Source organism: Halomonas binhaiensis (genome assembly GCF_008329985.2).
Lineage (GTDB): Bacteria > Pseudomonadota > Gammaproteobacteria > Pseudomonadales > Halomonadaceae > Halomonas > Halomonas binhaiensis.
The window spans coordinates 1,563,683-1,589,390 of record NZ_CP038437.2 but is presented as its reverse complement, the minus strand read 5'-3'; the positions used below and the strand labels follow the sequence as shown (position 1 = coordinate 1,589,390).

The following is a 25,708-nucleotide window of genomic DNA, read 5'->3' as shown; positions in this document are numbered from 1 at the left end:
GGTCAACTGGTCGGAGTGTACAGAAGTAGAGGAAGTATCGGTGCTCACGTCGAAATCGAGGGCTCCAAATGGAAATCATCAAGACATGCCACACAAGCCACGCGGCCTGTCAGGGTGACATGCTAAAAGACAAGGGTGCCGACGAACGGGGCGAATACCACTGTTTACCAGTACCCTCAGACGAGCGATTCACGTCCGCTCCCTTCATCTTGATCGGGAAACCTGACGTGAATCGTCGAGTAAAAGAAGATCATTGTAACGCTGACATGGGCTTCTCAGCCAACAATCCCGCTGCGCAGCGTCTTTATGTGTCGGCAGCTCCCAATCTGTCAGAGCCCTTGGGCAGCGTTCCAAGCTGTCATGAGCTTTCAGCCATTGCGGGTTTCCGGATCGGGTTCATCGCGCAGTTGCCGACGCAGCACTTTACCCACATTGGTCTTGGGCAGTTCATCGCGGAACACGACCAGCTTCGGCACCTTGTAGCCGGTCAGCTTTCCCTTGCACCAGGCACGCAACGATGCCGCATCAAGATCAGGATCCCTGGACACGACAAACAGCTTGATCACTTCACCGCTATCATCGTCAGGGACTCCCACCGCGCAGGATTCCACCACACCGGGATGCGTGGCAACGACATCCTCGATCTCGTTGGGATAGACATTGAAGCCGGATACCAGAATCATGTCTTTCTTGCGATCGACGATACGCACATAGCCATCCGGCTGAATCAATGCGATATCTCCCGTGCGCAGGAAGCCATCCTGGTCAATGACCTTGGTCGTTTCGTCGTCCCGCTGCCAGTAGCCTTTCATCACCTGGGGGCCGCGCACGCATAGCTCACCGGGTTCGTCCAGGGACAACGTCCCACCTTCAGGGCCGACAATCTTCAGCTCAGTACCCGCCATCGGTACACCGATGGTGCCCAGTTGAATAGCCTCAATGGGGTTGAAACTGACGATGGGCGAGGTCTCGGTCAACCCATAACCTTCGGCGATGGGACAGCCTGTCACCTCCTTCCAACGCTCAGCGGCAGCCAAGGTCAGTGCCATGCCACCGGAAATGGTCAGGTGTAGACGTGAGAAATCCAGACTGCGGAAATCTTCACGATTGCACAGTGCATTGAACAGCGTATTAAGGCCAACAAAGCCCGTGAAAGGAGTCTTCTTCAACTCCTTGATGAAATTGGGCAGGTCCCGGGGGTTGGTAATCAACAATGAGTGGTGGCCACCCTCCAGCAGGAACAGGCAATTCACCGTAAAGGTATAGATGTGGTAGACCGGTAACGGTGCCACAATCAGTTCATGACCTTCCTTCAACCCGACACCAATGGCCTGCTTGGCCTGGAGCATGTTGGCCACGAGATTACGATGGGTCAGCATCGTGCCCTTGGCCACTCCTGTCGTTCCGCCGGTATATTGCAATACCGCAATGTCATCCAGCTCGCGCTGGACTTCTTCATGACGATGCTTTGCTCCTCGCGCCAGCGCCTGGCGAAACGATACTGCCTTAGGTAACGAATAGCCCGGCACCATCTTCTTGACGTACTTGACCACCGCATTGATCAGCTGTCGCTTGGGAAAATCATGCAGATCTCCAATCTCGGTGATCAGCACATGCTTGATATCTGTCGCAGGCAGGACCTTTTCGAGCTTGTCGGCCATGTTGGCCAGAATCAGAATGGCCTTGGCACCAGAGTCCTTGAATTGATGCTCCATCTCACGTTCGGTGTAGAGCGGGTTGGTGTTGACCACCACCAGGCCCGCACGGATGGCGCCAAAGACAGCGACGGGATATTGCAGCAGGTTCGGTAACTGGATAACGATGCGATCGCCAGGCTCAAGGTCTGTTTCCTGCTGCAACCAGGCAGCAAAATCCCCGGACAATCGATCAAGGTCCGCATAACTCAGCGACTTGCCCATGCAGGAGAAGGCCGTGTGATCGGCAAAGCGCTTGGCCGAACGATGGAAGATATCCATCACGGAATGATATTCGTCGAGGCCCTCCAGGGCCGCTCCCTTGATAAGCGCTTCGCTGGCATTCTCGCTCATGGGCATTCTCCATTATCCAGGCTCAAGATGGGCCTGATACTGTGGCGTGATTGTTGTTATAGCGTAGTGGCTATGACGTAGCCATCACTCAAAGAGTCGTTACGATAGCGTACTCGCTACCCATCCGTAATACAGATGATTTAAACTTTCGTTTTAAACTCACGTAAATAATGGGTCAACTTAAACGACACTCTCATCCTGCCCAGCAACAAAACGCGCCACTATGACACCATCACGCCAGACCAGCAGCTCACCGGGAAGCATCCGGACCCATTCTTCATTGTCGGTCAGGGGCTCCGTCGCCAGGACCGACACTACGTCATTCGGCGTCGTGTGTTCAGCAAAGTTCACCACCATCTCCGCATCCGCCAGATTCGCCTCTCCAAAAGGTGCGCGACGCGTGATATGCGCCAGCTTGGTCGAACAGAAAGTGTAGAGATATTCGCCATCCGCCAGCATCAGGTTGAACACACCAAGACGACGCAGTTCCTCGCATAGCTCATGCAGTCTCTGCCACAATCCAGAGCGATCTTCAGGAGGGTCCGGGTAGCACTTGCGCAGCTCGCCCATTAGCCAGCAGAAGGCATGTTCGCTATCCGTCGATCCCACCGGGCGATAGAAACTCAACGGCAAGGCCTGCCACTCTTCCAATTGGCCGTTGTGGGCATAACACCAGGGCTGGCCCCACATCTCGCGAGTAAAGGGATGAGTATTGGCCAGGCGCACCTGGCCAACGTTGGCCTGACGAATATGGCTGATGACAATGTTCGACTTGATTGGGTAGTCACAGATCAGCCGCGCGATGGCCGAATCGACGGAGGGAAAAGGATCACGAAATTCGCGATAGCCACCTTGCTCATAGAATGCGATCCCCCAGCCATCACGATGGGGCCCAGTATCCCCGCCACGGCGCAGGAAGCCGGTAAAGCTGAAGCAGATATCTGTGGGCACGTTCGCACTCATACCCAGCAACTCGCACATGAACGCTTATCCTCGAAATCCGCCTTTCCATTCAGCAGATTAAACAACCTGCTGCCACATGATATTTCTAGTGTCTCACAAACCTGCATCACTTGCGTTTCCAGCGAGTATGCAGGCATCTAATAGCGGTTGACGCTTTATCCGACATGACCTGTCGCAAATTTTCATAATTTTACTGTAGATGTCATTGAGATGCGGTGGTGACGCGATAGTGTGATTGATAGGGTGGTGGGTTCATACAAATGTTAGGAGTATTTCATGCGGCAAGGTATCACTACGCTGTTGACCGCAGCAGTACTGAGCATTGGACTGATGAGTGCGACAGCTCATGCGCAGGAAGCTGGCAGTGCCCTCACGCAGGCCCAGGCCCCGGCCGCAAACTTCACGGATGAGCAGTTGCAGCAGTTTGTCGATGCTTCCCGTGAACTGCGCGGGTTAATCGAGGAGTACAATCCACGCATTCAACAGGCTCCCAGCGATGCTGAAAAACAATCGCTGATGCAGGAAGCCAATAACAAGATGGTCGGAGTGGTAGAGAGCAAAGGACTCGATGCCAATACCTATGGCGCCATCGGCAACGCGGTCCAGTCAGACCCTGAACTGGCCAATCGCGTGAAGGAATTGGCTCAAGGCACCAATTAAGCGCCCGGGGACCATGAATGAGGACTTGAGTGCCTAACCCGGCTGGCCTCATCACCATTGGCGACTTGTATGTAGTGGTGGCTATTTCGTAACGACTATTGACCTATGCCCTGCCCCCAGGTTGCACCATGTAGTGACTCAATCAGCACTTGGGGGTGCGGCCATGAATGGTGCAGTACAAGACTGTTCCATGATGATGGGTTCAATGGGATGGCTGATGCCGGTCGTGGGGATAGCCTTTCTGGCACTGCTCGGGCTAGGCATTGCAGCCCTGGTCAAATATCTGTTCTCAAGTCAGAAGACATGATTCCTCGCCCCTGCTCCATCATATGCCCTGGCATTGGCCAGGGCATATCTTGTCTGGCAGGTCTCTTCGACAGTAAAGAGACACTGCGATACCAAAGCGGGCCCTGTTGATCACACATGCGGCTCCTGCCGTTTCCGGGACATCACACGCCTCCGCCGCCAGCGGCTCCACACCATCAACAGCAACACGACAGCGACGCCAATCCATACACGTATGTCATTCACGGCGCGTTCAATCGTCTCCTCGAGGCCCGGGTGCCCTGCCTGCCACCAGTCCATCAGACGCCGAGGCCCTTCATTGACCAGGGCAACGAATCGATCAGCCAAGGAGTCCTCTGCCGGCGGGGCTGACTGATCAGCCTCCGCAAAACGCTCGCCTGCCAGGGTCGGCCCAGCCGTTGCGCGATCGATGCCAACCACTTCATCGGCATTGAGCCAGACTGTCGCCAGCTTCCAGCGATGCTCGCCATCCTCGAGCTGTGCCGTGGCTTCGATTTCCAGCGGCTGACGCAAATGTTCCTCGATCTCCGGCAGCGCGATCTGCCAACGCTTCCGGCCCGTGGCGTCGACATCAAGGTTTTCACCCCGCAGATCACTGCTGAATGTCGTGTTGTCGCGATCCAGCTCAGGGTGCTCAGCCACCAGAATCACCCGCTGCCCATCCTCGCTTTGCACGGCCCCCACGGCAGGCAGGATGTTTACCGCCTGTATCCGCTGACGACGAAAATCATCGCCCTTGGCATCAATGACCAGACGTGCATTGCCCGTACCCTGGGGCGCTGGCAGCACACCGTTGAAACGGCCATCGGAGGAACGTTTCAGAGTGATGCTCTGCGGGGCTTCCTCATTGTCCCCCACCAACCGAGCAGTGATTGACAGGTTCTCAGGCAACTCTGCGTCAGAGTCCCCTTCCACCCAGGCCTGCAAAGGGAGAGCAAAGCTGGAGTACAGTGTGGTCGGCAGCGACTGTGTGGCCAGGCGCAAGCCACCTGATACCATGATCCGACTCCCCTCGCCGACAGGCCCTTCAATCCGCCACTCACCCTGCTGTGGATTCGGCACGCGAATCAGGTCGAAACGTGGATCCTGCTGCCAACTCCCACCTGGCGGAGGGGATTCTGCGCTATAGCGAGTACCGTCCGGTGCGATCAGCGTCACCTTGCCGCCATCATCAGGCCCATGGAATATCAATGGCACGATTTCATCAGCAGAGCCATTCACCGTGAAGTGATTGCCGTCCAGTGGCAACTGATCTGTCGGCAGTATACGACCGATGATATCGAGGAAGGCCCCCAACAGTTCCTCAGGTGAATCGACAACGGCCGCCAGGCCACCGGACTGCTGGGCCAGGCGTTCGACCAGGGCAGCGTCTGCTCCAGCAGAAAAGGCAATGGCATGCACTGCCGTATCCTGGTTGACCAGATCCGGGGAGATAGCGTCAAGAATACGCTGACGTGATGCCACATCGATGGCAGGCTTGGCACCACGGGATGGTGGAAGATCGACCACACCATCCGTCATCAGAACCAGATGGCGTGGCCCCTGACCATCAGAAGCCGCCGCGACACGCAAGGCGGCCTCGATATCAGTGTACTGCTGATAATCCTGCAGTGCCGGGGGCAGCGACAGAGCCTGTTTCTTCCAACTTTCCTCCACCGGGGCAAGAGGCAAGGGATTATCGACATGCTCGCCAAAGGTCCAAATGCCTGCATGAACACCACTCGGCAGCAAAGCCACCAGCATGTCCATGGCACTGACTGCAAGACGGTTGGGATCATTTGTCTTCATGCTGCCGGACACATCGACCAGCACGCGAATGTCAGCTTGATCACCCGTGTTCTGAGCGCTTGCACTACCTAGGGCTGCCAAGGACAGTACCACCGCCAGCCCTATGACCGGTGCCCGGTTGGCGACACTACGGCCGTATCTCAGCAGAAGTTTCAGCATAATGTTGCAATGTCCCACGACAGCCCCTTAACTGGAACCCATTGGCCCAGCATTCCAGGCAAGATCATTGGCCAAGCACAGGTTCTCTGCGACCACCTTCTGCACGGGAGACGGAAGGTTCATCTTCGCCACCAGCCTGCTCGCGGCGAGCTTGTGCTCGAGCTTCTTCTGCCTTGCGTACACGACGCTTGTGGCCGAACCACCACAGCACGATGCCAAACAAGGCACCAAGCACCGCAGCGAAGACAACTTTCATGCCCGAGCCAGCCAAGACCACCGCATTGTGCTCAACGAATGCCACGGCAGCGACCATCACGCCTGGCGCTTCGCCCCGGTATACTTCACCATCATCGGTCAAGGGCAGTTCGAAGGCCGCCGGCATCCACATCACCCCTGCCACTGCCCAGGTAATCACCAAGCGCGGCAGACGAGGAAGAAAAGCCAAGCCAAGGTAGCCAGTCAGCAGCACCACCAGCGACAATGCGATATAGATCATCCAAAGCGATGACATGGAATTTCCGATAAGCATCTGTTTCTCACTCCAGAACGCGCCTTAGGCGCGCATAATGAAATTTCTCTTGAGTATGGTACATCCCGCACCATGAAAGCACAGCCGCCAAATGCACCAGGCACCTCTTCCGCCACTTGCCCAGCCAAAGACTTCCTGCACCCGGATGACCCGAACTGGGACTGGCTCGAGCAACGCGATGACGATAACGTAAAGGCCTTTCTTGCGGCAGCCAATACGGAATCCGACGCCTGGTTCACCCCCCTGATGCCTCTTGCCGAGCAGCTTTATCAAGGCCACCTGGCACGTAGGGAACTCGCCGTAAAAGGCCTGCCCACGCCTCTCGATCACTATACGGTGTGGAGCGAGACGGCTGCCGATGCCGATTATCCACTGTGGTGGCGCCACCCTAACGGTAACAGCACAGCGAAGGAATGTTTCTTCGACCTCGAAACCCGCGCTCATCAGCACACTTTTTTCGAACTGGGTGACATGACATTGTCACCGGATGAAGAGTGGCTGGCCTGGAGCGAAGACACTCAGGGCGATGAAACCTACCAGCTCTACCTCAAGCGCCTGCCTGATGGCGAGCCGCAACTGCTACTGGAACAGATTGGCCCCGAACTGTGCTGGGCCGAAGACAACAGTACCCTCCTGTTCACTCGCTATGATGCCACCCAACGACCTGACAGTGTTTGGCGACTCACTCTGGAACTCAGCGGTCCAGTAGGCAATATCCACTTCCCGACACCGCAGCTGATCCTGCGCGAGGACGATCCACAATTCTGGGTTGGCCTTGGCAAGACTCGTTCTCGCACCTGGCTGATCATCGAGAGTGCCTCAAAGGACACCAGCGAGACCCACTTGGTTCCCGCAGCGCACCCAGCAACCCCCGCGTTATGTATACTGCCGCGCCAGTCAGGCGTTGAATATGCCCTGGATCACCGGCCTGGAGCGTTTTACCTGCTGCATAACCGCAATGCCGTGCACTTTCAGCTCGATGTCATCGATGAAGACTTGGCCATTTCATCTTCCCCCGACATCGCCACCATGACACGTGTGCTGCTGCCCCATCGTCAGGATGTCACTCTGGAAGGTATCGACGCCTACTCCTGGGGGCTCGTGGTCACGGAACGTGACCATGAGCAGGCACAACTTCACCTGCACCGCATCGAGCTGGATGCCAAAGGCAACATCTGCCTCGATGAACCCCTGCCCTGCTCTACCGGGCTACTGAGCATCGGTATGGCGGACTCGCCCCATTTCGATACCCGCACCCTGCGCCTGCGCGAGGAATCCTTCACGACACCGCCAAGTTGGTGGGAAGTGGACCTGGATGGCGCTACCCGTACCCTGCTCAAGCGCCAGACTGTTCACGGCGATCTTACTCCGCAGGACCTGGTCTGCGATCGCATCTGGGCCACCTCCCATGACGGAGAGCGTGTCCCGGTATCGATCGTCCGCCGGGCCGATCTCGCCAACCAGGCCATGCCCACCTTGCTGTATGGCTATGGAGCCTACGGCGAAGCTCTGGACCCCTGGTTCTCGATTTCACGCCTGGAGCTGTTGCAGCGAGGCATCGCTTTTGCTGTCGCCCATGTTCGTGGAGGGGGAGAAAGAGGCGAGCCCTGGTATCTGGCGGGCAAGCTGGAGCACAAGACCAACAGTTTCGAGGACTTCCTCGCTGCCCGGGATGCCCTTGTCGAGCACGGCCTGGCCGATGCTGAACGTATTGTCGCCTACGGCGCCAGTGCTGGCGGCCTGTTGGTCGGCGCCAGCCTCAATGCTGCTCCAGGATCCTTCTGTGCCGCGGTTCTCGACGTACCTTTCGTCGATGTCCTGCGTACCATGAACAATCCGGACCTCCCCTTGACCACAGCGGAATATACCGAATGGGGCGATCCGCAGGAACCTGCCGCTGCCCGGCGTATCCGCAGCTATTCACCATTGGACAACCTGGCTGCAGCAGACTGGCCGGCAGTATTCCTTCAGGGCAGCTGGCACGATACTCGTGTCCCCTACTGGGAGCCCGCCAAACTCTACGCTCGCTTGGCCATGGCGAACATCGACAACCCTGAGTTGTCCAATCGACCAGTACTCCTGCGCACTGACATGGAAGCTGGTCATGGCGGTGCTTCCGGTCGTTTCAAGGCCTGGCGCGATGGAGCCCGTCAGGATGCCTTCATCCTCTGGGCCCTGGGTCTCGCCGATGACGGGAAGCACATTGATTTCGCCAGCCCATTAACACACGCGTAAGACATCCATTATGCTGAAAGCCGCGAATCACGAACCTGCGGCAATCGACGGAAAAGGACATTCAATGAACGCAAAACCCATGCTGGCTCTCACCGCCGCCCTCTGGCTTGGTATCGGCCTATCCGGCTGCTCGGATAACGATGAAGATGCAGAAGGCACCAATGGGGGAAGCGAGCAGACTCAGAACGCCGACGCGGCTGATACCCAGGATACTTCGACTTCTGACGCGGAAGCCGAAGATGCTGAATCCAAGGCCGAGGAGCCTACCTCAGCCATCGACCCCGCCGAGCGCCAGCAGGTTCTGGAAGACTCCTTGCGTGGCAACTTCGACCCGCAACTGGGCGAGATCCGTTATCTGGTGGGCTGGGCCGATCTCAATGATGACGGACAAGATGAAGCGATCGTGCATGTCGTCGGCCCTATGGTCTGTGGTACCGGTGGCTGCGATACTCTGATTCTCCAGGCCCAAGGCGATACCTACCAGGTACTCAGCGCCCAGCCAACGACCGAGCCGCCTATCGCACTGGGCGCGGACAACCATGACGGCTGGCAGGACCTGTTGATGCAACGTCATGTCGCCGCCGACCAGCCCTCCGAGACAGTACGCTTGCGCTTCGATGGGGATAGCTATGTGGAGGCCGACGGAAAGGGTGACGACGCCACTGGAGGCAAGACCCTGATCGAACCGTTTGACAGCCTGGATGACGCCCACCCACTGTTTGAAGGCGAAATCAGCGGCTCATACGAGATGAGTGAACCTTCGGCCGAGGCAAGCAGTTCATCTGATAAGGATGACAAGCAGAAAGAGAAAGACAGCTCCATTCAAGAAGACAGCGACCCTGAAGCCGCTGGCGATGCTGTCGAAGAGGAAGCCGAACAGCAGCAGGATGACAGCAGCCCACAGCAGTAACCGACAGTCTGGGCCTCTGGGCTTTTCAGCCAGAAGCTCGCAGGTAATCTTGTGGGGCAGTAAAAACCCAGGGGCCATCATGGCCCCTGGGTTTTTAGGTATCAGGCCAGAGTCCTGCACCAACAGTTCTTCGAATGGTTGAGAGCTATTGGCTTCAAGAAACTGAGGGGCTCCAGTTTCAAGACGCTGATGGCTCCAGTTTCAAGATGCTGAGGGCTCCAGTTTCAAGATGCTGAGGGCTCTACGCTATACCACTGCGGCCTCGCAAAATGCAGCCCCACGGCATAGACCAGATAGGCGGCGATGAAGGTCAAAGGCGCTGAAGCGCCAGACCAGCCGGGCAGATGCATCACACCAATGCCACACAGGGTAGCGCCGCCCCATGCCACGAGACCACATGGATTGAGCGCAGGAATTCTTGCATCCACAAGCTCCAGGTGGCCATTGAAGCGACGCTGATAGGTACGCGACAGGATATGAGCCAATGCCACGCCCACCCAGGCAACCACGAACACGCCCTGATAGGCCAGTGCCTTGAGCAAGTAAGAGAAGACATCTGCCGACATCAACCCCCAGGCCAATACACCAACCAGGCAGCCTGCCACGAACTTGTTCAGCCTGATTCCCATGGCCTTGCCGATGAAGGCTTCCAGGTTCACTGTCGCCAAGTAGAAGTTCGCCGTATTGATACGGCTCTGGGTCACCCACACCAACAATAGCCCCCCCACTCCCAGCAGTTTCAGCAGCCCCAGCACAATAGAGGCCTCAGAAAGTCCTTCGCTGGGTAGACACGCATCCAGCAGGATGCCTACTAGGCCACTGAAGAGAAACGTCATGAGATAGAACGGCACGCCAAAGGTCACCCGCCCATGGAAGCCGGCATCTTCCTGACGGCCAAAACGTGCATAGTCAAAGGTGAACATCATCAGCACCCAGACACCCATGTAGTAGCTGAAGGCATGCCACCATCCCCAGGGGCTTGCACCGCCTTCAGGTACCTGGCTCAACCATCCCGACGGGTATCCATGCACAGCAATCGCCACAGCCACGGCGACAAGCATGCCAATCACATAGACCGGCAGCAGAATGCCATTGAACTTGTCGAGCCAGTGTTGAATGCTGCCGAAAATCAGCGAGACTCCCAATACCACGACGATCAGCGTGGCCATGGGCATGCCCAGAGACGGCGACCATTCGGACAATACCAGTGCCATCACATAACCCTCGAAGACAGCGTAATACAGGGCGGTGGCAAAAAAGATCAAGGTAGCGATCACGGCTCCGACATGTCCGAACATCACCTTGGAGAACAAGGCCACCGTCACGCCTGTACGCATGGCAAAGCGACTGATGACCGCATTGATGATGCCGTAACACAGCACGCTCAGGACGATGCCTATCAAGGCATTGGCTGTCCCATAATTGCGCGCCATGGACGCTGCCACCACCATGTAGAAAACTGCGCTGCATACCGCCCACCAGGCCATCATCAGATTGAGCCTCGGCATGCGCTGGTCGCTGGGCACCGGGCGATCCGTATAGTCGCTATCGACAGACGTCTCTGAACAACGGGATATATTGCTCATGGAAATATCCTCTTGATTTAATGTTGTTATTCCAAGTTCGAGGACTAGCAGTACCTTTGCTGAACTCCATCAAAATGACAAAGCTCTCCTACGGGGCCACAAGGCCCCGAGCAACAGTGAGGAGAAGATACGTCAGAGGCGTTCAGCCTCTGGGGAACATCAAACCAATGCCTGACGAAGCCCTTGCAGGCGCTGCTGGTACTCGGCCCTGGCCGTCAAGGCCTGTTGCAGGGAAACCGGCACGAAACGCACCTTTTGGTGGGGCTGAATCTGACCAATCAGATCCATGTCGGCACTGATCACAGTACCGATCATCGCGTACCCACCGCCTGATACTGCATCACGATGCAGCACGATGGGTTCGCTACCACTCGGCACCTGGATGGAGCCAATGGGATAGCAGGCATCGACAATATTCGAAGGGTCATCACCGGCACCAAAAGGTGGCTCCCGCTCGATGAACTCCAGTGGCGTTCCCCCCTTGAAGCGATAACCGATACGGTCTGCTTCGGAACCCACTGACCACAGTTCGTCGTAAAAGCGTTCACGAGCTTCCGGTGTCAAACGGTGATCATAGATACCGGGTACCACGCGCAGCTCGTATTGCTTGTGATATACGGGCCTCAAGGACTCCGGCAAGGATCGGCCAACATCCGCACAATACTCTGCCGACAGTACCTTCAACCGATCCCCCGCTTGCAGCGGCCGACCTTCCAGGCCTCCGAGACTACCCAATGCATAGGTGCTGCGACTGCCGAGGCGTTCGGGTACATCGAAGCCCCCTTCCACCGCCAGATACAGGCGCGCCCCCGCTCGTACGAAGTCAAAGCTCAGTACACTCCCCGCCGGCACCTCGATGACTTCATGATTGGGACAGGCGACGCCATCAATCTTCGGCACCATTTGCGCGCCACCGGTGGCAATACGCAGGGTGTCATGAAAGCGCAGCTCCGGGCCCATCAAAGCGCATTCAAGCACTGCAGCAGCTTCCGGATTGCCAAGCAGTAGATTGGCGGAGCGCATCGAGACCTGATCCATGGCTCCCGATGGCGGGATCCCTAGATGATAATGACCACTACGCCCAGCATCCTGAATGGTGGTCGCAAGTCCCGGCTTGATCACTTCAATGCTCATTGAGCACCTCCTTGACACGATTGGCGACACTATCGGGATCGGCAGTGAAATCATCCAGATCAAACACGAACTCGGCTGTTCGTGGCTTGAACTCACCAGCCTCGGCGGCGGCCTGCAAGGTGTCATACTCCTCACGGGTGATCGGACGGTGCTTGACGATATCGCCGGGCCGGAAGTAGATCATCGAGTCGTCGATATGCGGCATGTTGCCAGTGGGGTCGTAGATCGGCATCGGCGTGACACCGAACATCTGGTAGCCCCCCGCCCCACGCACTGAATAGATGCAGCTGAAACAGCCACCGTAACCGACGGTCTGCTTCGGAGTATCGGTACGCGGCCGCAGATACTTGGGCACCTGGATCTGGCGTTCGCGAGGCACCATCTGGTACATGAACGGCAAACCGGCAACAAAGCCCACCATCGACACAAACCAAGGGCTGCCACTGTGAGCATCGATAAAGGCCTCGACATCGGCATAGCCATTGATGCGTGCGGCATACTCGAGATCCGTACCACTTGGATCCTGATGGCGATCCCGAAAACGCATCAGCGTTTCATGGGTCCAGGGATCGTTGTACAGCACCGGTACCTCAACCACCCGCGTGGTCAGCCTCTGAACGGACTGGCTGGATACTTCGGCATCGATATCTTCCAGCTCGGCCTGCAACTGGCTCACCGATATCTGCTGCGGATCAATGCGTACCTGATAGGAGGCATTGGCCGGACAGATTTCCAGCACCCCAGGTAACGCCCTCTCCCGCAGACGACCAGTGATCGAGATCGAGCGAAAGAAAGCCTCCAGTGTCATCGATTCGCTGAGCTCGACGAACAGGAATTCATCGCCCGCAACGCTATAGCGTGCCGCAGCAGTTTCCGTAACGGATTCAGCGTTCATGATGCCTCCTCCACTGATGTGGACTGGGGTTGAGACCGGAGTTGAGACTGGGCTTGAGACCGGAGTTGAGACTCGGATTGAGAGAGCGCTTGAGATTGATCCTCCAGCCAGACTTCCAGACTGCCGGTGTGGAAATCACCGTTCTGGATGGCAGGTTCATCCAACAGACGGCGGTGCAGGCCCGCCGTGGTGGTGAATCCTTCCAGGCAGAACTCATCCAATGCCCGAGCTGCCCGCTTCAGCGCCGCCTCACGGGTTTCATCCCAGACAATCAGCTTGGCCACCATCGAATCGTAATAGGGAGGCATGCGATAGCCTTCATAGAGCAACGAATCGATGCGAATACCGGGGCCCGTGGGCCAGGTCAGCTTCTCCACGCGCCCTGGTGACGGGAAGAACCCCTTGTCGGGATCCTCGGCATTAAGGCGCATTTCCACCGCCCAACCGCGACGCTGGATATCGCCCTGCTGCAGTGACAGGCCCTGCCCCAGGGCGATACGGATCATCTCTCGAACCAGGTCGATACCGGTAATCATCTCCGTGACCGGATGCTCTACCTGAATGCGGGTATTCATCTCGATAAAGAAGAATTCGCCGCTATCGTCGTCATACAGGTATTCAAGCGTGCCCGCAGCGCGGTAGCCGACGTGCTCGGCCAGTGCCACGGCAGACTCACAGAGCTGCTGACGTGCCTTTTCGGAAAGTGCTGGAGACGGCGCCTCCTCAAACACCTTCTGGCGACGACGCTGCAGGGAACACTCGCGCTCGAACAGGTGCACAGCACGCTCACCATCGGCGAGAATCTGCACCTCGATATGCCTCGCCCGCTCGATGTAACGCTCCAGATAGACACTATCGTCACCGAATGCTGCACGCGCTTCTGCCTGAGCCAGCGGCAACTGTTCACGCAACTCACTCTCGTTGCGCGCGGTGCGAATGCCACGTCCACCGCCCCCCGCTGCAGCCTTGATAAGTAGTGGATAGCCAACATCACCGGCAACACTTGTTGCCTCGTCAATGCCAACCACCGGCCCGGGAGAGCCCGGCACTACCGGAACACCCGCCGCCATCGCCGTGGCCCGCGCCTCTGACTTGTTGCCCATGCGCTCGATCAAGCCAGCATCCGGTCCCACGAAGACAATGCCCGCAGCCTCGACACGCCGGGCAAACTCCGCATTCTCTGACAGGAAGCCATAACCGGGATGTACCGCATCGGCACGACAATCGCGGGCAGCGGCAAGGATAGCGTCGATATTCAGATAGCTCTTCGCTGCCTGGGCCGGGCCGATACACACCGCTTCATCCGCCAGTTGCACGGCAAGGCTTTCAGCATCCGCCTCGCTGTGTACCACAATGCTGGTCAGCCCCAGCTCCTGTGCGGCACGTACGATACGAACGGCGATCTCGCCCCGGTTGGCAATCAGCAGTCGACCGTTCATGCGCCCTCCCCACTGGTGTCGATCACCAGAATGTCATCACCGGCCTCCAGCAGCTGTTCATCGCCGGCCAGAACCTCCAGTACCTTGCCAGCAGCCTCGGCCTTGACCTCGACGAATTGCTTCATGACTTCCAGCAAGCCGATAGTTGTGTTCGCATCCACCGAGCTGCCAGGCTCGACAAAGGGGTCAGAGTCCGGCGAGGGCCGACAGTAGAAGACGCCGGGAAACGGGGCTTGTTGAGTAAGTTGTGACATGGCATGGGTCCTTCATTCAAAAATGTTGTTATTGATGGGCAATTGGTAGGAAAGATCACACCGTCCGCACTGCGATACCGGCTTCACCCAGGCGACGACGAATGGTCTTGAGCATATCCAGTGCTCCCGGCGAGTCGCTGTGCAGGCACACCGAATCGCAGCTCACCGCCACTCGCTTGCCATTGATGCTCTCGACGACACCCTCGGTGACAGCCAGCAGCACCTTGGCGGCAACCTGATCCGGGTCACGTCGCGCCACCTGACGGACGAAGACAATCGAACCGTTATCGTCGTAGTCACGATCGGCATAGAATTCGTGAACGGAACGCAAGCCGGCCTGCCGAGCCACTCGGTCGAGCACTGAATCCACCAAGCAATAGATCGGCAGATCAGTGCCTGACGCCACCAGGGCTTCACACAGCTGAGTCGCAAACGCCTCGTCTCGTGCCGCATGCATGAACAACGCACCATGCAGCTTGAGGTGGTGCAGCGTCTGTCCCTCTCGCCGGGCCAGTTCACGCAGCGCGCCCAACTGATAGAGCACGTCATTGACCAGCTCTTCCGGGCTGGCATTGATATGTCGGCGCCCGAAACCGACCAGGTCACGAAATCCGGGGTGGGCACCGACGGCCACACCATGTTTCCGAGCTTCACGCAGGCTGTGGGTCATGGTGGAAGGATCGCCAGCATGGAAGCCGGTCGCGATATTGGCAGAACTGATCAATGCCATGATGTCATCATCGACACCTTCGCCAATCAGCCATGGGCCAAACCCCTCTCCCATGTCCGCATTGATGTCCAGAACCGTTGTCATTGTGAGTCTCCCGTCTTTCGGTACCCACAGGTGTATCTCAGCCCTTTTATCTTTGGAATTATTCATTCTTGTTTGGCATTATCAAAAAATCCGAACACCTAGCGTAAACTCAGTGGACATCAGGCCATGGCAAGAACTCCATCACTGCGAAAGCTACGTTATTTTGTGGCCGTTGCTGAAAGCGGCAAAGTCACCCAGGCCGCGGTCGACCTGAATGTCTCACAGTCTTCCATCACCACTGGCGTCCGGGAAATCGAGGAAGAACTGGGCGTAAAATTATTCGATCGTCAGGCCCAGGGCATGCTGCTGACCCGCGAAGGTACCCGTTTTCTGCAACAGGTTCGGCATGTTTTCCAGGCCGTGGATGAGGCCTTCGATAGCACAAGGGTGCATTCCCCCACACTCACTGGCCGACTGGAGCTGGCCATGAGCTACACCGTGGCCGGTTACTTCCTGCCGCCCTTGCTGGCTCAATTCCAACGCCGCTATCCGGGGGTCGAAGTACGCTTGCATGAAGCCCCCAGACCCGTCATCCAGGCCGGCCTGAAAAACGCCACATTCGATCTGGCCATCATGCTTGTCTCCAACCTGGAACCCGACACGCCGCTGGAAACACACCTGTTGATTCGCTCGCCGAGGCGGCTATGGGTCGGAAGTCACCATCCGCTATTGGAACGTCGACAGGTAGGCCTGGAAGATGTCGCCCAGGAGCCATACATCATGCTCAATGTCGACGAAGCCGAGCAGACAGCGCTCAAATACTGGGCACCCAGCGGCCTGGCGCCACGCACACTGTTCAGTACGTCTTCCGTGGAAGCGGTACGAAGCCTGGTGGCCAATGGCGCTGGTATCAGCATTCTTTCGGATATGGTCTACCGTCCCTGGTCACTGGAAGGGCGGCGTATCGAGCACATCGATCTCAGCGACCCGATTCCGACCATGGACGTGGGCCTGGCCTGGGATGCCGGACGAGGTCTAACACCCACGGCGCAGGCGTTTCATGATGCACTGATCGAGGCCATGGCGGTGGGATGATGCACTTATTGGTTGAATTCAAGAAACAAGCAACAGCCTGTCCTCCTCCAGATGCCCCATGTCGAGGCTAAGCGCTTAGCCTGGATCCATAGAATAACTGCAGCACTTTAGGCAACCAGATTCGACATGGAGTTACATCACATCCCCACTATTGGGGCCCAGTGTCTGTCCAAGATACAAATCACCGTCCGGTGATGCTGCCAGCATCAGTGCCGTGGGTGCCACCTCCTCCGCACGTCCGAAGCGGCCGAGCGGAAGCTCAGCTTCCTTGGCAGCAATCCACTCGTCACTCAGTCCTCCGAGCATCGGTGTCAAGATGGGACCCGGTGCTATGGCATTGGTCAGTACATTAAAGGGTGCCAGCTCACGTGCCATGGATTTCGTCAACCCCAGCACTCCGGCCTTGGCAGCACAGTAATGTGCCAGTCCTGTTCCACCCTTCAACGCCAGTTGAGATGCAATATTGATAATACGCCCTTCACGCCTCTCGACCATATGTGCCGCCACAAGGCGGCTGACAACGAAAATACCGCGCAGATTGATACCGATCATGCGATCAAAGGTGTCGGTCGACATATCCAGAAACGCAGTCTCATCAAGAATCCCTGCGCTGTTGACCAGCACATCAATATGACCGTGAGCTGCAATCACATCCTGGATCAGAGCTTGAACGCTACTATCCGAGGCAACATCCACGCTATGTGCTGTCACGCGATCCACCAATTGGCGTGAAAGCTCAGCGCAGCCCTCGTCATTATAGTCAGCGACAGCCAGGTACGCGTCTTCGGCATGAAACAACTCAGCAATGGCACGGCCAATGCCACTCGCTCCCCCCACCACCAGAGCTACCTTTCCACTCAACTTATGGGACATACCACCACCTCCCGACAAGAAGACAGCCGGGAGCAGCCTGTGCCTCCCCCGGCATGATCTTGGATAGCCAGCACGACACCATGCATGAATCAGCCCGGCCAGCGCACCGTCAGTCCGCCATCGACGATCAACTGCTGACCGGTGATATACGCTGAGTCATCGCTGGTAAGGAAACGTACTGTCGTTGCGACTTCCTCGGCCCGGCCTACCCGACCGGCAGGAATATAGCGCCCCGCCTCCTTGAGGCCATCGGGTCCCAGCGAATTCACCGAATCCAGTGACTGCGGCGTCTCGATCAAACCGGGAATGATGGTATTGACGCGGATGCCTCGCGGGGCCAGTTCGACAGCCAGAGATTTCACCAATCCCAATAAGCCACTCTTGGCAGCCGCATAGTGGGCATGGTCATCCCAGCCATAGACACCACCGGCGATGGATGAGATTGCCACCATGGCACCAGGGCCGGTCATGGCATCAGCAGCACTGCGGAAGATGCGCATCACCCCACCGAGATCCACGGACAGCATGTCATTCCAGCGCTCATCACTAAGCTGCGCCAGTGTCGACTGACGGAGAATACCGGCACCAGCCACCGCAATGTCTAGCGAACCAAAGGTATCCACTGCACTTCGGGCAAAGGCATCACATTGTTCAGTACTGCGCACATCTACTGCAAAGGGCAAGCATTCTCCACCTGCCTCGTTGACCGCGGCAACCGTATCTTGCACATCATGAGGGTCTCCCGGGTAGTAGCCAGCTACCACTCGCGCTCCCGCACGGGCATAACAGACGGCCAGGGCCTGACCGATGCCGCTGGCAGCCCCTGAAATCATTGCTACCTTGCCGTTCAATCCATCGTCGCGAATTAAATTGCTCATGCAGTAGCCCCTTCCATCACATCAGAAACATGGTGCTCGACCCTACGACACCCCAGCATCAGCAGACCACTAAGCAGCAACGGCAGAGAGCCGGCAATGATCGCTGCCATGGTCATGGATACCCCTGCGGTCAGCAGTATCGAGATCAGGCCTGAACCGACAATCGCTCCTACGGGTGCCATGACGTGGGCCACATTGGCTCCCGTTCCGCGCACGTGTGGTGGGAAGGATTCTCCCATGTAGAACAGAATGGCGGCGAAGGGACCAAGCAGAAAGAACAGAGTCACGGCATACATCACATAGACGAAAGCCTCGGTGGCTGGACCCAGCAACATTGCCAGGCTCGCTATACCACCCAGCACAAAACCGCCCAGCACAGTATTGCGACGTCCGATCCGATCACCGATCCAGCCGTGAGTCAGGTAGCCGATGAAGCCCACGGCATTGGCCAGAATCAATACCAGCAATGAGCTTTCAAAGCTGACACTCTTGGCCTCGACCAATACTGTGGTGCCCAATACCGCGAAGACCTGGATGGCCATCCAACTGAACAACCATACCAACGACAGCGAAATCGTGTGACGGCGCAGCTCTGGAGTCAGCACACCTTTGATGCCCTTGTGACTATCACTGGACATCTCAAGCTCATGCTCAAGGGCCAACTGGTCTGCTTCGGCGTTCTGGCCTGCTTTGCGCCGCCGCTCAACCTCCTTGATCGCCGCAAACACCGGGGACTCCGGCAGTTTGACTGCCATCACAATGACAATGACGGATGCCAGAGCCGCAACGAAGAAGCTACCGCGCCAACCGATCACCGGCAGCAACAGGGATGTCATGCCGGCTGCCAGCAACGCGCCCACCGGCCAGCCACTCTGCACCAGGCTGTACATGAAGCCCCGGCCTTTGGCCTTGCGATAGATTTCGTTCAGGTAAACTGCATTCACCACTTCTTCCGACACAGCAAAACCCGAGAAAGCACGAATGATGACCATCGAAGCAGCACCGATTGCCAGACCGGAAAACCCGGAGCTGATCGCACCACCGATGACCAGCAGGATCAGAGTCTTCTTGCGTCCGAAGCGGTCCAGCATGGACCCCACCACCAGTGACACCAGAAACACACCGATAGTGGCCCAGGTATTGACAGCGGTCGCCTTGGCCGTGGTCCAGCCAAAGTCCTCGGCAATGACCGGTAACAAGGTACCGAACAAGGTGTAGTCATATACCGATGCCGCCCAGGCAATGAAACAGACCAAGGAAGCGTAGCCGATCTGCTTTCTTGTAATGACAGCGTTCCACGGTTGGTCGCTATCAGGACGACCTTCAGGCCGCCCAAGTTTTGAATCCATAGACATCCACGCCACCCTTTATCGTTATTGGTATTTAACGTTGAGCGACAAGACAGGGGGCAAATGAGCCATTCCAGCCGCTGGATGGAACACGGGCCAGCCCCTATCTCGACGTTCGAATTTCCCTGCTATTTGCGCGGCTGTCTGGCGGCGAAGTCATCTGCAATTTCATCGAAAGTGCAGAAACGTACGCCTTCGTGGGCCAGCATGTGCTCGATCATCCGCTCCAACATCAACAGCACCTGTGGGCGCCCAGACACATCGGGGTGGATCGTCATGGTGAAGACCGCATAATCATTCTCGCGATAAACCCAGTCGAATTGATCCTGCCACATCTCGCCAAGCTGGCGCGGGCTGACAAAGCCATGGCTGTTGGGGGATTTCTTGATGAACATCATCGGCGGCAGGTCATCGAGATACCAATTGGCAGGAATCTCGATCAGATCCGTTTCCTTGCCACGCTCAAGCGGTTTCATCCACTCGCGGGCAGGCTTGGAGTAATCGATCTTTGTCCAGGAGTCACCGACCCGAACGTAGTATGGATGGAAATCATTGTGCATAAGACTGTGGTCATACTTGATGCCACGTTCCAGCAACAACTCATTAGTGACAGGGCTGAATTCCCACCAGGGCGCTACATAACCGGTCGGACGCTTGCCCGTCAGTTGGGTCACCAGATCAATGTTGTAATCGAGCACATCACGCTCTTGCTCCCGAGTCATGGCAATCGGGTTTTCGTGGCTATAGCCATGAATCCCCACTTCATGTCCCGCCTCTACCACCGCCTTCATCTGCTCAGGAAAGGTTTCGATGCTATGACCAGGAATGAACCAGGTGGTCTTGAGGTTATAGCGCTCGAACAGCTTGAGCAGCCGAGGCGCTCCTACCTCTCCCGCGAACAGGCCGCGAGAGATGTCGTCTGGTGAGTCTTCACCTCCATATGAACCCAACCAGCCAGCCACAGCGTCCACATCGACGCCAAACGCACAGAGAATCTCCTTCTTTGCCATTATCAACACCTCTTGTTGTGAATTCGTTGACTTCAGTTGGCACTGCCTTCGCAGGCGTAACCATCAAGCGCTGCGTAGATGATGGTTATCCATGACTGGATTTTTTGGATATTGGATACAAACGTCATTTTTGTCAAATCACCAAAAGCGACCTAATTTTTGATGATTTTGTGCTCAGCACGATCAGCCCTCCAGCAAAAAAACCCGATGAATACCTCAATAATTTCTAACAAAAACAGCTAATTGAAAAATTGCAATGACATGTCCCTCCATGACAGCAACAGGTCGTGAAGCGAATACTGAAACCATTTGAATTCGACTATAGGATACAAAGATCATTTTATTGATTCGGATCAATGACGGGAGTTCAAAGCACCGTCTGCCGAACAGATTCGGTGGGGCGGGAGCGTTCAAGGTGAAAAGGGATATGCAGAGAAAATGGCAGAGGTGGGCAATAAACGAATAACGCTTCAACCTGAGTGTTGCGCTCAAGTCGTTACCCATCAGGGATCGTTAAGCGGATACAGCCCTTCCTCAGCTGATTCTCGTCAAATAGGGAGGAAGATCTGGTTCGGGAAAAACAGATAACACCTTGAGGCGACTTCTGGTCCGTTCTGAAGACGCCAGTAGATGGGATTCGAGACTGGAGGCGGCAGCATCGAAAGCACCGTACAACAGATGATCGATCACCAACTTATGCTCAACCACCATCGGCTCACATAGCGGCACACCCAATGACTGAAAGAACAGTCGGTTGACGAGAATCGGCAACTGACTCTGAGCAATCATTTCTGCCGCTTTACGGTTGCGGTAGTGGCGCAGGCACTGGCGATGCAGATCATTTTCAAGGCGAGAGATCTCGGCCGCGTTCAGCAGGGCAGGATCATCCAGCAGACGCTGCAGGCGCTGCTGCATTTCCAGTAACTCACTACGTGCCAGCAGAGGTGCCGAAGCGCGCAACGCTGCAGGCTCCAGCAATACGCGAATCTCGTAATCCTCCAGCACCGCCTGAGAGGTCAAGGGGCCGGCCAGCCAGTGGGAACGCGGCCCTTTCTCGACCAACCGCTGGCTACGCAAACGCCCCAACACTTCACGTGCCACCGTGCGGCTGACGCCGTAGTAATCGCTGAGGGTGGTTTCAATAATACGAAAATGGCCGAAAGCAATACAGGTCGCTACTGCGTCCTCAACGTCATCATAGATCCTCTCGGCCACTGAACGCTGGTCAACCACGGAGCCTTCCTTGTGATTGAGCCTCAGCGCACTCGGCGTTAGTGGGTCACGCGCCGGCACCACGGAATCCGGGTCAGACGTCGCCAGAAAACCACGACCTTCAAAACGGCTGATCACACCTTCTTCATGAAGCAGCTCCAACGCCTTGCGCACGGGTCCTCGGCTGGTACCGAACAAGCGCGCAATGGCGCCCTCGAGGAGAACAAGATTGGGAGCAATGCGCTGATCAAGAATACTCTCGCGCAAAACATTCCGAATCACCGTATAACGCGGCGGCTTAGGATCCCGCCCCACGGGTCTGTCGACTTTGGTCAGAACCTCTCCTCCCTATCCCAGGCTCATACTGTCACGAGACAGATGCCACTTCTGCGATCACCCGAAATCACAGCACGCTCCATCGAGCCGCAACCGGCACACATTCTGGCACCTTTAAGTACTCCTTTCGAGCACAACCACGATGATGATTTGAGATATCACCCCACCTCGACAGTAATCAAGACAAAAAGCCTTCGGCAAGAAATTTTTGCCAAATCAACACGATAAAAATGTCCGCTGGAGAGGCCAGGATACAACTATTGCACAAAAACGAACTTTGTACTCATACTTCATTTAAGCAAGGCTAAGTCATCCCAAAGACAACAAAATGCCTTCCTCATACAACAACTCCAGAAGGGACCATTCCGTGCCACATTCGCAGCCTCTTGATAACACCGCGCCACACTTGGATGCCTCCCCCAATAACAACCAGCATCTACTGGAACCCTCGATTGTTCCGGTCTGGCTCAGTCAACGTACCATCGGCTTCTGGGGCTTCATCTGGCTATGGATCGGCATGGCCGTGATCATTGCGACCTTCCAGCTCGGCGCAGGAGGCGTCGCGGGACTGTCACTGATGCAAGTGGTCGCGGTCATCTTCGCCGCTAACTTGGTGCTGGGTATCGTCATGACTCTGACTGCTGACATCGGTACAGAGCACGGGCTGTCCTTTGCAGTCTATCTACGCGCTCCATTCGGTATCAAAGGAACTCATTTACCCGCAGTATCACGCGGTATCGTTGCCGCTATCTGGTTCGGCATACAGACTTACCTGGGAGCACTGGCGCTCAACGGTATCGTCGAATACCTGTGGGGGTTCGATAACTGGATACTGTGGTATCTGCTGTTCGCTACTGTACAGATCGTCAACACGGCTTTAGGCATTCGTGCCGTTGAGCTACTCGCGTCGATTGCGGCACCCTGCATTGTGGCCATTTCGGTCTGGATGTACTTCACACTGGATGTCATGGCAAAGGCCAAAGGTGTCAACATCTGGACTTTTGCCGGCGACCAGGACATTTCCATCATCGGACTGTTCTTTGCCAATATGGCTTTCTGGTCGGCATTGGCAGTCGACATTCCCAACCTGACACGATTCCTCAGTACTTCGGGCGATGAGCGCAGTTTCTTTGCCCGCAACCGCAACGTGTTCGTGGCACAGTTTCTCGCCCTGCCGGTGACCCAGGCATGGATTGCCCTGATTGGTGGCGTCTCGTTCATTGCCGCTGGTGACTGGAACCCAGTAACAGTGATTCAGGCCCAAGGAGGCGGTTTCACTCTGATCGTGTTGCTGTTGATGGTGATTCTTGCTCAGTGGTCCACCAACAACGCTGCCAACCTGATTCCCGCGGCCCTTACTTTCGTCAATGCAGGTGCTCCTCGACTGTCTTATCCACTGGCTCTGGTGCTGGCCGGCATTATTGGCACGGCAGTTATGCCATGGCTGATTCTCGACAATCTATTCACCTTTCTGAGTTATTACGGTGCAGTACTGTCGGCGGTGGGGGGCATCATGGTTGCAGACTACTATCTACTGAGAAAACGCCGTCTCAATGTACCCGCCCTGTTCGATAGCGAAGGGCAGTTTCGCTTCGCCAACGGCTACAACCCAGCCGGACTCATCGCTTGGTTGGCAGGGGGTGCAATGGCGCTCATCTTCCTTGAATACGCTTATGCTGTCGGTTTCATAACTGCTCTGATCGTCTACCTGATACTGATGAAAACCTGGATTATGCCTCGGTATCCTCAAGCCGAGATCGATACCCGTGACGGAGACAGCTACCTGGCGACCAGCGTCGGCCTTAGCTGGGTCTACACCAAGAACGGTCGTTTTGACCGCCTGACTAACGATCAGATACCAGCTTCCGCACTCAAACGAGAAGATCGCTAACCCCCGGAGAATGCGCTCAATGACCATCTTTCCTGACACTGCGCTGGAACTAGGCCAAGCCATCGCACAAGGCGAGTTGAACCCAGTCGACATCACCGAGCATTGTCTTGGCCTGGCCCAGCATAGCGACAGTGTCTTTATTTCACTGACCGAAGAGCGGGCCCTGAGAGAAGCACGGGCATCCGCTGCCCGCCAGCAGTCGGGAGCCCGACATGGCCCTCTTGATGGGGTTCCGATTGCGTGGAAAGACCTGTTCGATATCACGGGAACCTGCACGACGGCTGGAAGCCGTGTACTGAGTGCCAGCCCGGCCCAGCAGGATGCCAACGCCGTGCGCCATTTGAGTGGCGCGGGCATGGTATGTATCGGCAAGACCAACCTGACCGAACTGGCTTATTCTGGCCTGGGTCTCAACCCCCACTATGGTACGCCACACTGCACCCCCGGCGATGGGCCGACGCGAGCACCTGGAGGTTCCAGTTCGGGTTCCGCCATCGCGGTGGCCCAACGCATCGTACCTGCGGCCATCGGCACCGATACCGCCGGATCACTGCGTGTTCCTGCAGCCTTCAATGGACTGTGCGCCTACCGACCCAGCCAGCAGCGCCACGACCGTATAGGCACTACACCTCTGGCGCGTAGCCTCGATACTATCGGCGTCATTGCCCGCACCCTCGATGATTGCGTAGCGATTGACGATGCCATGCGCGGTCATGCCACCCGCCAGCGAACGCCTTCACAGCCGAATACCAGCCTGCTGATAGTAGACACCGCCATCCTCGAGGATCAAAGACTTGAGCCCAGTGTACGCGACCACTTGCTACACCGTGCCAAGCAACTCCGAGAGGCAGGGTTCATGGTTGTCGAGCGTCCATTGCAGAGCATTGCCGATACTCTCGACGATATTCATCGTATCGGATGGCTGGGTGCCGCCGAAGCGTACACCGAGTATCGCGCGCTACTGGAAAGCAACGCCGCTCATGAGATGGATCCGCGTGTTCGCCAGCGCTTGTTGAATACGTGCCAGATGCCCCCCGATGCCGTAGTCACCCTGTACCGGCGACGTCAGGAATTGATCGAACAACTGAGCAAAGAGCTCGGCGGCGCGGTTCTGTTGACACCTACAGTGGCACATATTGCTCCTGAACTGGCACCCCTGGAGCAGGATGCAGAACTCTTTGCCGAAGTTAACCTGGCCACCCTGCGCCTGAGCATGGTGGCCAGCCTGCTGGACTGTCCGGCAGTGGCTCTGCCCTGCGGGCGCCACAACCAGCAGCACACCAGCATGCAACTGAGTGCTTCCCGCGGCCAGGATGAAGCGCTGCTGCGCACCGCTCTGGCCGTGGATCAATGCCTGACCGCATTTCCGACACCCACAACGAGCTAACACCAAACCGCGGGAGG

At 56.7% G+C, this 25,708-nt stretch carries 21 protein-coding genes; 6 read left to right on the top strand and 15 right to left on the bottom strand.

Going from position 1 to position 25,708, the window contains the following annotated elements; genetic code table 11:
* Positions 1-368: 368 nt before the first annotated feature.
* Positions 369-2,048 (bottom strand): AMP-binding protein, encoded by a 1,680-nt coding sequence (locus E4T21_RS06900; RefSeq protein WP_149284301.1) that lies wholly within the window; start codon positions 2,046-2,048, stop codon positions 369-371.
* A gap of 180 nt (positions 2,049-2,228) precedes the next feature.
* The gene (locus E4T21_RS06895) at positions 2,229-3,029 is read right to left on the bottom strand and encodes a class II glutamine amidotransferase (RefSeq protein ID WP_149284300.1); all 801 of its coding nucleotides are present in this window, start codon (positions 3,027-3,029) and stop codon (positions 2,229-2,231) included.
* Between the two features lie 258 nt (positions 3,030-3,287).
* Between E4T21_RS06895 and E4T21_RS06890 the strand changes: the two genes are divergently transcribed.
* Positions 3,288-3,671: a DUF4168 domain-containing protein gene (locus tag E4T21_RS06890; protein ID WP_149284299.1), complete on the top strand. Its 384-nt coding sequence runs from the start codon at positions 3,288-3,290 to the stop codon at positions 3,669-3,671.
* Positions 3,672-4,088: 417 nt separating this feature from the next.
* Here E4T21_RS06890 and E4T21_RS06885 read toward each other — a convergent pair whose 3' ends face one another.
* Both E4T21_RS06885 and E4T21_RS06880 read right to left on the bottom strand, forming a co-directional pair.
* On the bottom strand, positions 4,089-5,924 hold the full coding sequence (locus E4T21_RS06885) for a VWA domain-containing protein (RefSeq protein WP_149284298.1): 1,836 nt from the start codon (positions 5,922-5,924) through the stop codon (positions 4,089-4,091).
* Positions 5,925-5,988: 64 nt separating this feature from the next.
* Positions 5,989-6,435 (bottom strand): hypothetical protein, encoded by a 447-nt coding sequence (locus E4T21_RS06880; RefSeq protein WP_240349319.1) that lies wholly within the window; start codon positions 6,433-6,435, stop codon positions 5,989-5,991.
* A 90-nt stretch (positions 6,436-6,525) separates the two neighbouring features.
* Here E4T21_RS06880 and E4T21_RS06875 point away from each other — a divergent pair, with 90 nt between their 5' ends.
* Together E4T21_RS06875 and E4T21_RS06870 are read left to right on the top strand one after the other, a co-directional pair.
* Positions 6,526-8,688: a S9 family peptidase gene (locus E4T21_RS06875; protein WP_149284296.1), complete on the top strand. Its 2,163-nt coding sequence runs from the start codon at positions 6,526-6,528 to the stop codon at positions 8,686-8,688.
* 64 nt (positions 8,689-8,752) lie between these two features.
* On the top strand, positions 8,753-9,598 hold the full coding sequence (locus E4T21_RS06870; RefSeq protein ID WP_149284295.1) for a hypothetical protein: 846 nt from the start codon (positions 8,753-8,755) through the stop codon (positions 9,596-9,598).
* A 224-nt stretch (positions 9,599-9,822) separates the two neighbouring features.
* Here the strand turns inward: E4T21_RS06870 and E4T21_RS06865 are convergent, their stop codons facing one another.
* The 6 genes from E4T21_RS06865 to E4T21_RS06840 form a co-directional block, all read right to left on the bottom strand.
* Complete coding sequence (locus tag E4T21_RS06865) at positions 9,823-11,184, bottom strand: purine-cytosine permease family protein (RefSeq protein WP_149284294.1); 1,362 nt, start codon at positions 11,182-11,184, stop codon at positions 9,823-9,825.
* 159 nt (positions 11,185-11,343) lie between these two features.
* Positions 11,344-12,318 (bottom strand): 5-oxoprolinase subunit C family protein, encoded by a 975-nt coding sequence (locus E4T21_RS06860; RefSeq protein WP_149284293.1) that lies wholly within the window; start codon positions 12,316-12,318, stop codon positions 11,344-11,346.
* Positions 12,308-13,213 carry a 5-oxoprolinase subunit B family protein gene (locus E4T21_RS06855; RefSeq protein WP_149284292.1) on the bottom strand — a complete coding sequence of 302 codons (906 nt, stop codon included), beginning with the start codon at positions 13,211-13,213 and terminating at the stop codon, positions 12,308-12,310. Before E4T21_RS06855 ends, E4T21_RS06860 begins: the two co-directional genes overlap by 11 nt.
* The gene (locus E4T21_RS06850; RefSeq protein WP_149284291.1) at positions 13,210-14,652 is read right to left on the bottom strand and encodes an acetyl-CoA carboxylase biotin carboxylase subunit; all 1,443 of its coding nucleotides are present in this window, start codon (positions 14,650-14,652) and stop codon (positions 13,210-13,212) included. The genes E4T21_RS06855 and E4T21_RS06850 overlap by 4 nt, the downstream gene beginning before the upstream one ends.
* Complete coding sequence (locus E4T21_RS06845; RefSeq protein ID WP_149284290.1) at positions 14,649-14,906, bottom strand: acetyl-CoA carboxylase; 258 nt, start codon at positions 14,904-14,906, stop codon at positions 14,649-14,651. The genes E4T21_RS06850 and E4T21_RS06845 overlap by 4 nt, the downstream gene beginning before the upstream one ends.
* A gap of 55 nt (positions 14,907-14,961) precedes the next feature.
* The gene (locus tag E4T21_RS06840; protein ID WP_149284289.1) at positions 14,962-15,720 is read right to left on the bottom strand and encodes a 5-oxoprolinase subunit PxpA; all 759 of its coding nucleotides are present in this window, start codon (positions 15,718-15,720) and stop codon (positions 14,962-14,964) included.
* Between the two features lie 126 nt (positions 15,721-15,846).
* Here E4T21_RS06840 and E4T21_RS06835 point away from each other — a divergent pair, with 126 nt between their 5' ends.
* Positions 15,847-16,755, top strand: a complete 909-nt coding sequence (locus E4T21_RS06835; RefSeq protein ID WP_149284288.1) for a LysR substrate-binding domain-containing protein — start codon at positions 15,847-15,849, stop codon at positions 16,753-16,755.
* A 132-nt stretch (positions 16,756-16,887) separates the two neighbouring features.
* Here the strand turns inward: E4T21_RS06835 and E4T21_RS06830 are convergent, their stop codons facing one another.
* The 5 genes from E4T21_RS06830 to E4T21_RS06810 form a co-directional block, all read right to left on the bottom strand.
* A complete protein-coding gene (locus E4T21_RS06830; RefSeq protein ID WP_149284287.1) occupies positions 16,888-17,628 on the bottom strand; it encodes an SDR family NAD(P)-dependent oxidoreductase in 741 nt (246 codons plus the stop codon).
* 89 nt (positions 17,629-17,717) lie between these two features.
* Positions 17,718-18,506: an SDR family NAD(P)-dependent oxidoreductase gene (locus E4T21_RS06825; protein WP_149284286.1), complete on the bottom strand. Its 789-nt coding sequence runs from the start codon at positions 18,504-18,506 to the stop codon at positions 17,718-17,720.
* Complete coding sequence (locus E4T21_RS06820) at positions 18,503-19,861, bottom strand: MFS transporter (RefSeq protein WP_149284285.1); 1,359 nt, start codon at positions 19,859-19,861, stop codon at positions 18,503-18,505. Before E4T21_RS06820 ends, E4T21_RS06825 begins: the two co-directional genes overlap by 4 nt.
* A 122-nt stretch (positions 19,862-19,983) precedes the next feature.
* On the bottom strand, positions 19,984-20,865 hold the full coding sequence (locus E4T21_RS06815; RefSeq protein ID WP_149284284.1) for a polysaccharide deacetylase family protein: 882 nt from the start codon (positions 20,863-20,865) through the stop codon (positions 19,984-19,986).
* A gap of 534 nt (positions 20,866-21,399) precedes the next feature.
* The gene (locus E4T21_RS06810) at positions 21,400-22,359 is read right to left on the bottom strand and encodes a GntR family transcriptional regulator (protein ID WP_420827737.1); all 960 of its coding nucleotides are present in this window, start codon (positions 22,357-22,359) and stop codon (positions 21,400-21,402) included.
* A gap of 421 nt (positions 22,360-22,780) precedes the next feature.
* On the opposite strand from E4T21_RS06810, the gene E4T21_RS06805 reads away from it, so the two are divergent.
* Positions 22,781-24,304 (top strand): NCS1 family transporter, encoded by a 1,524-nt coding sequence (locus E4T21_RS06805; protein ID WP_240349318.1) that lies wholly within the window; start codon positions 22,781-22,783, stop codon positions 24,302-24,304.
* Between the two features lie 19 nt (positions 24,305-24,323).
* Complete coding sequence (locus tag E4T21_RS06800; RefSeq protein WP_149284281.1) at positions 24,324-25,691, top strand: amidase family protein; 1,368 nt, start codon at positions 24,324-24,326, stop codon at positions 25,689-25,691.
* Positions 25,692-25,708: the final 17 nt, after the last annotated feature.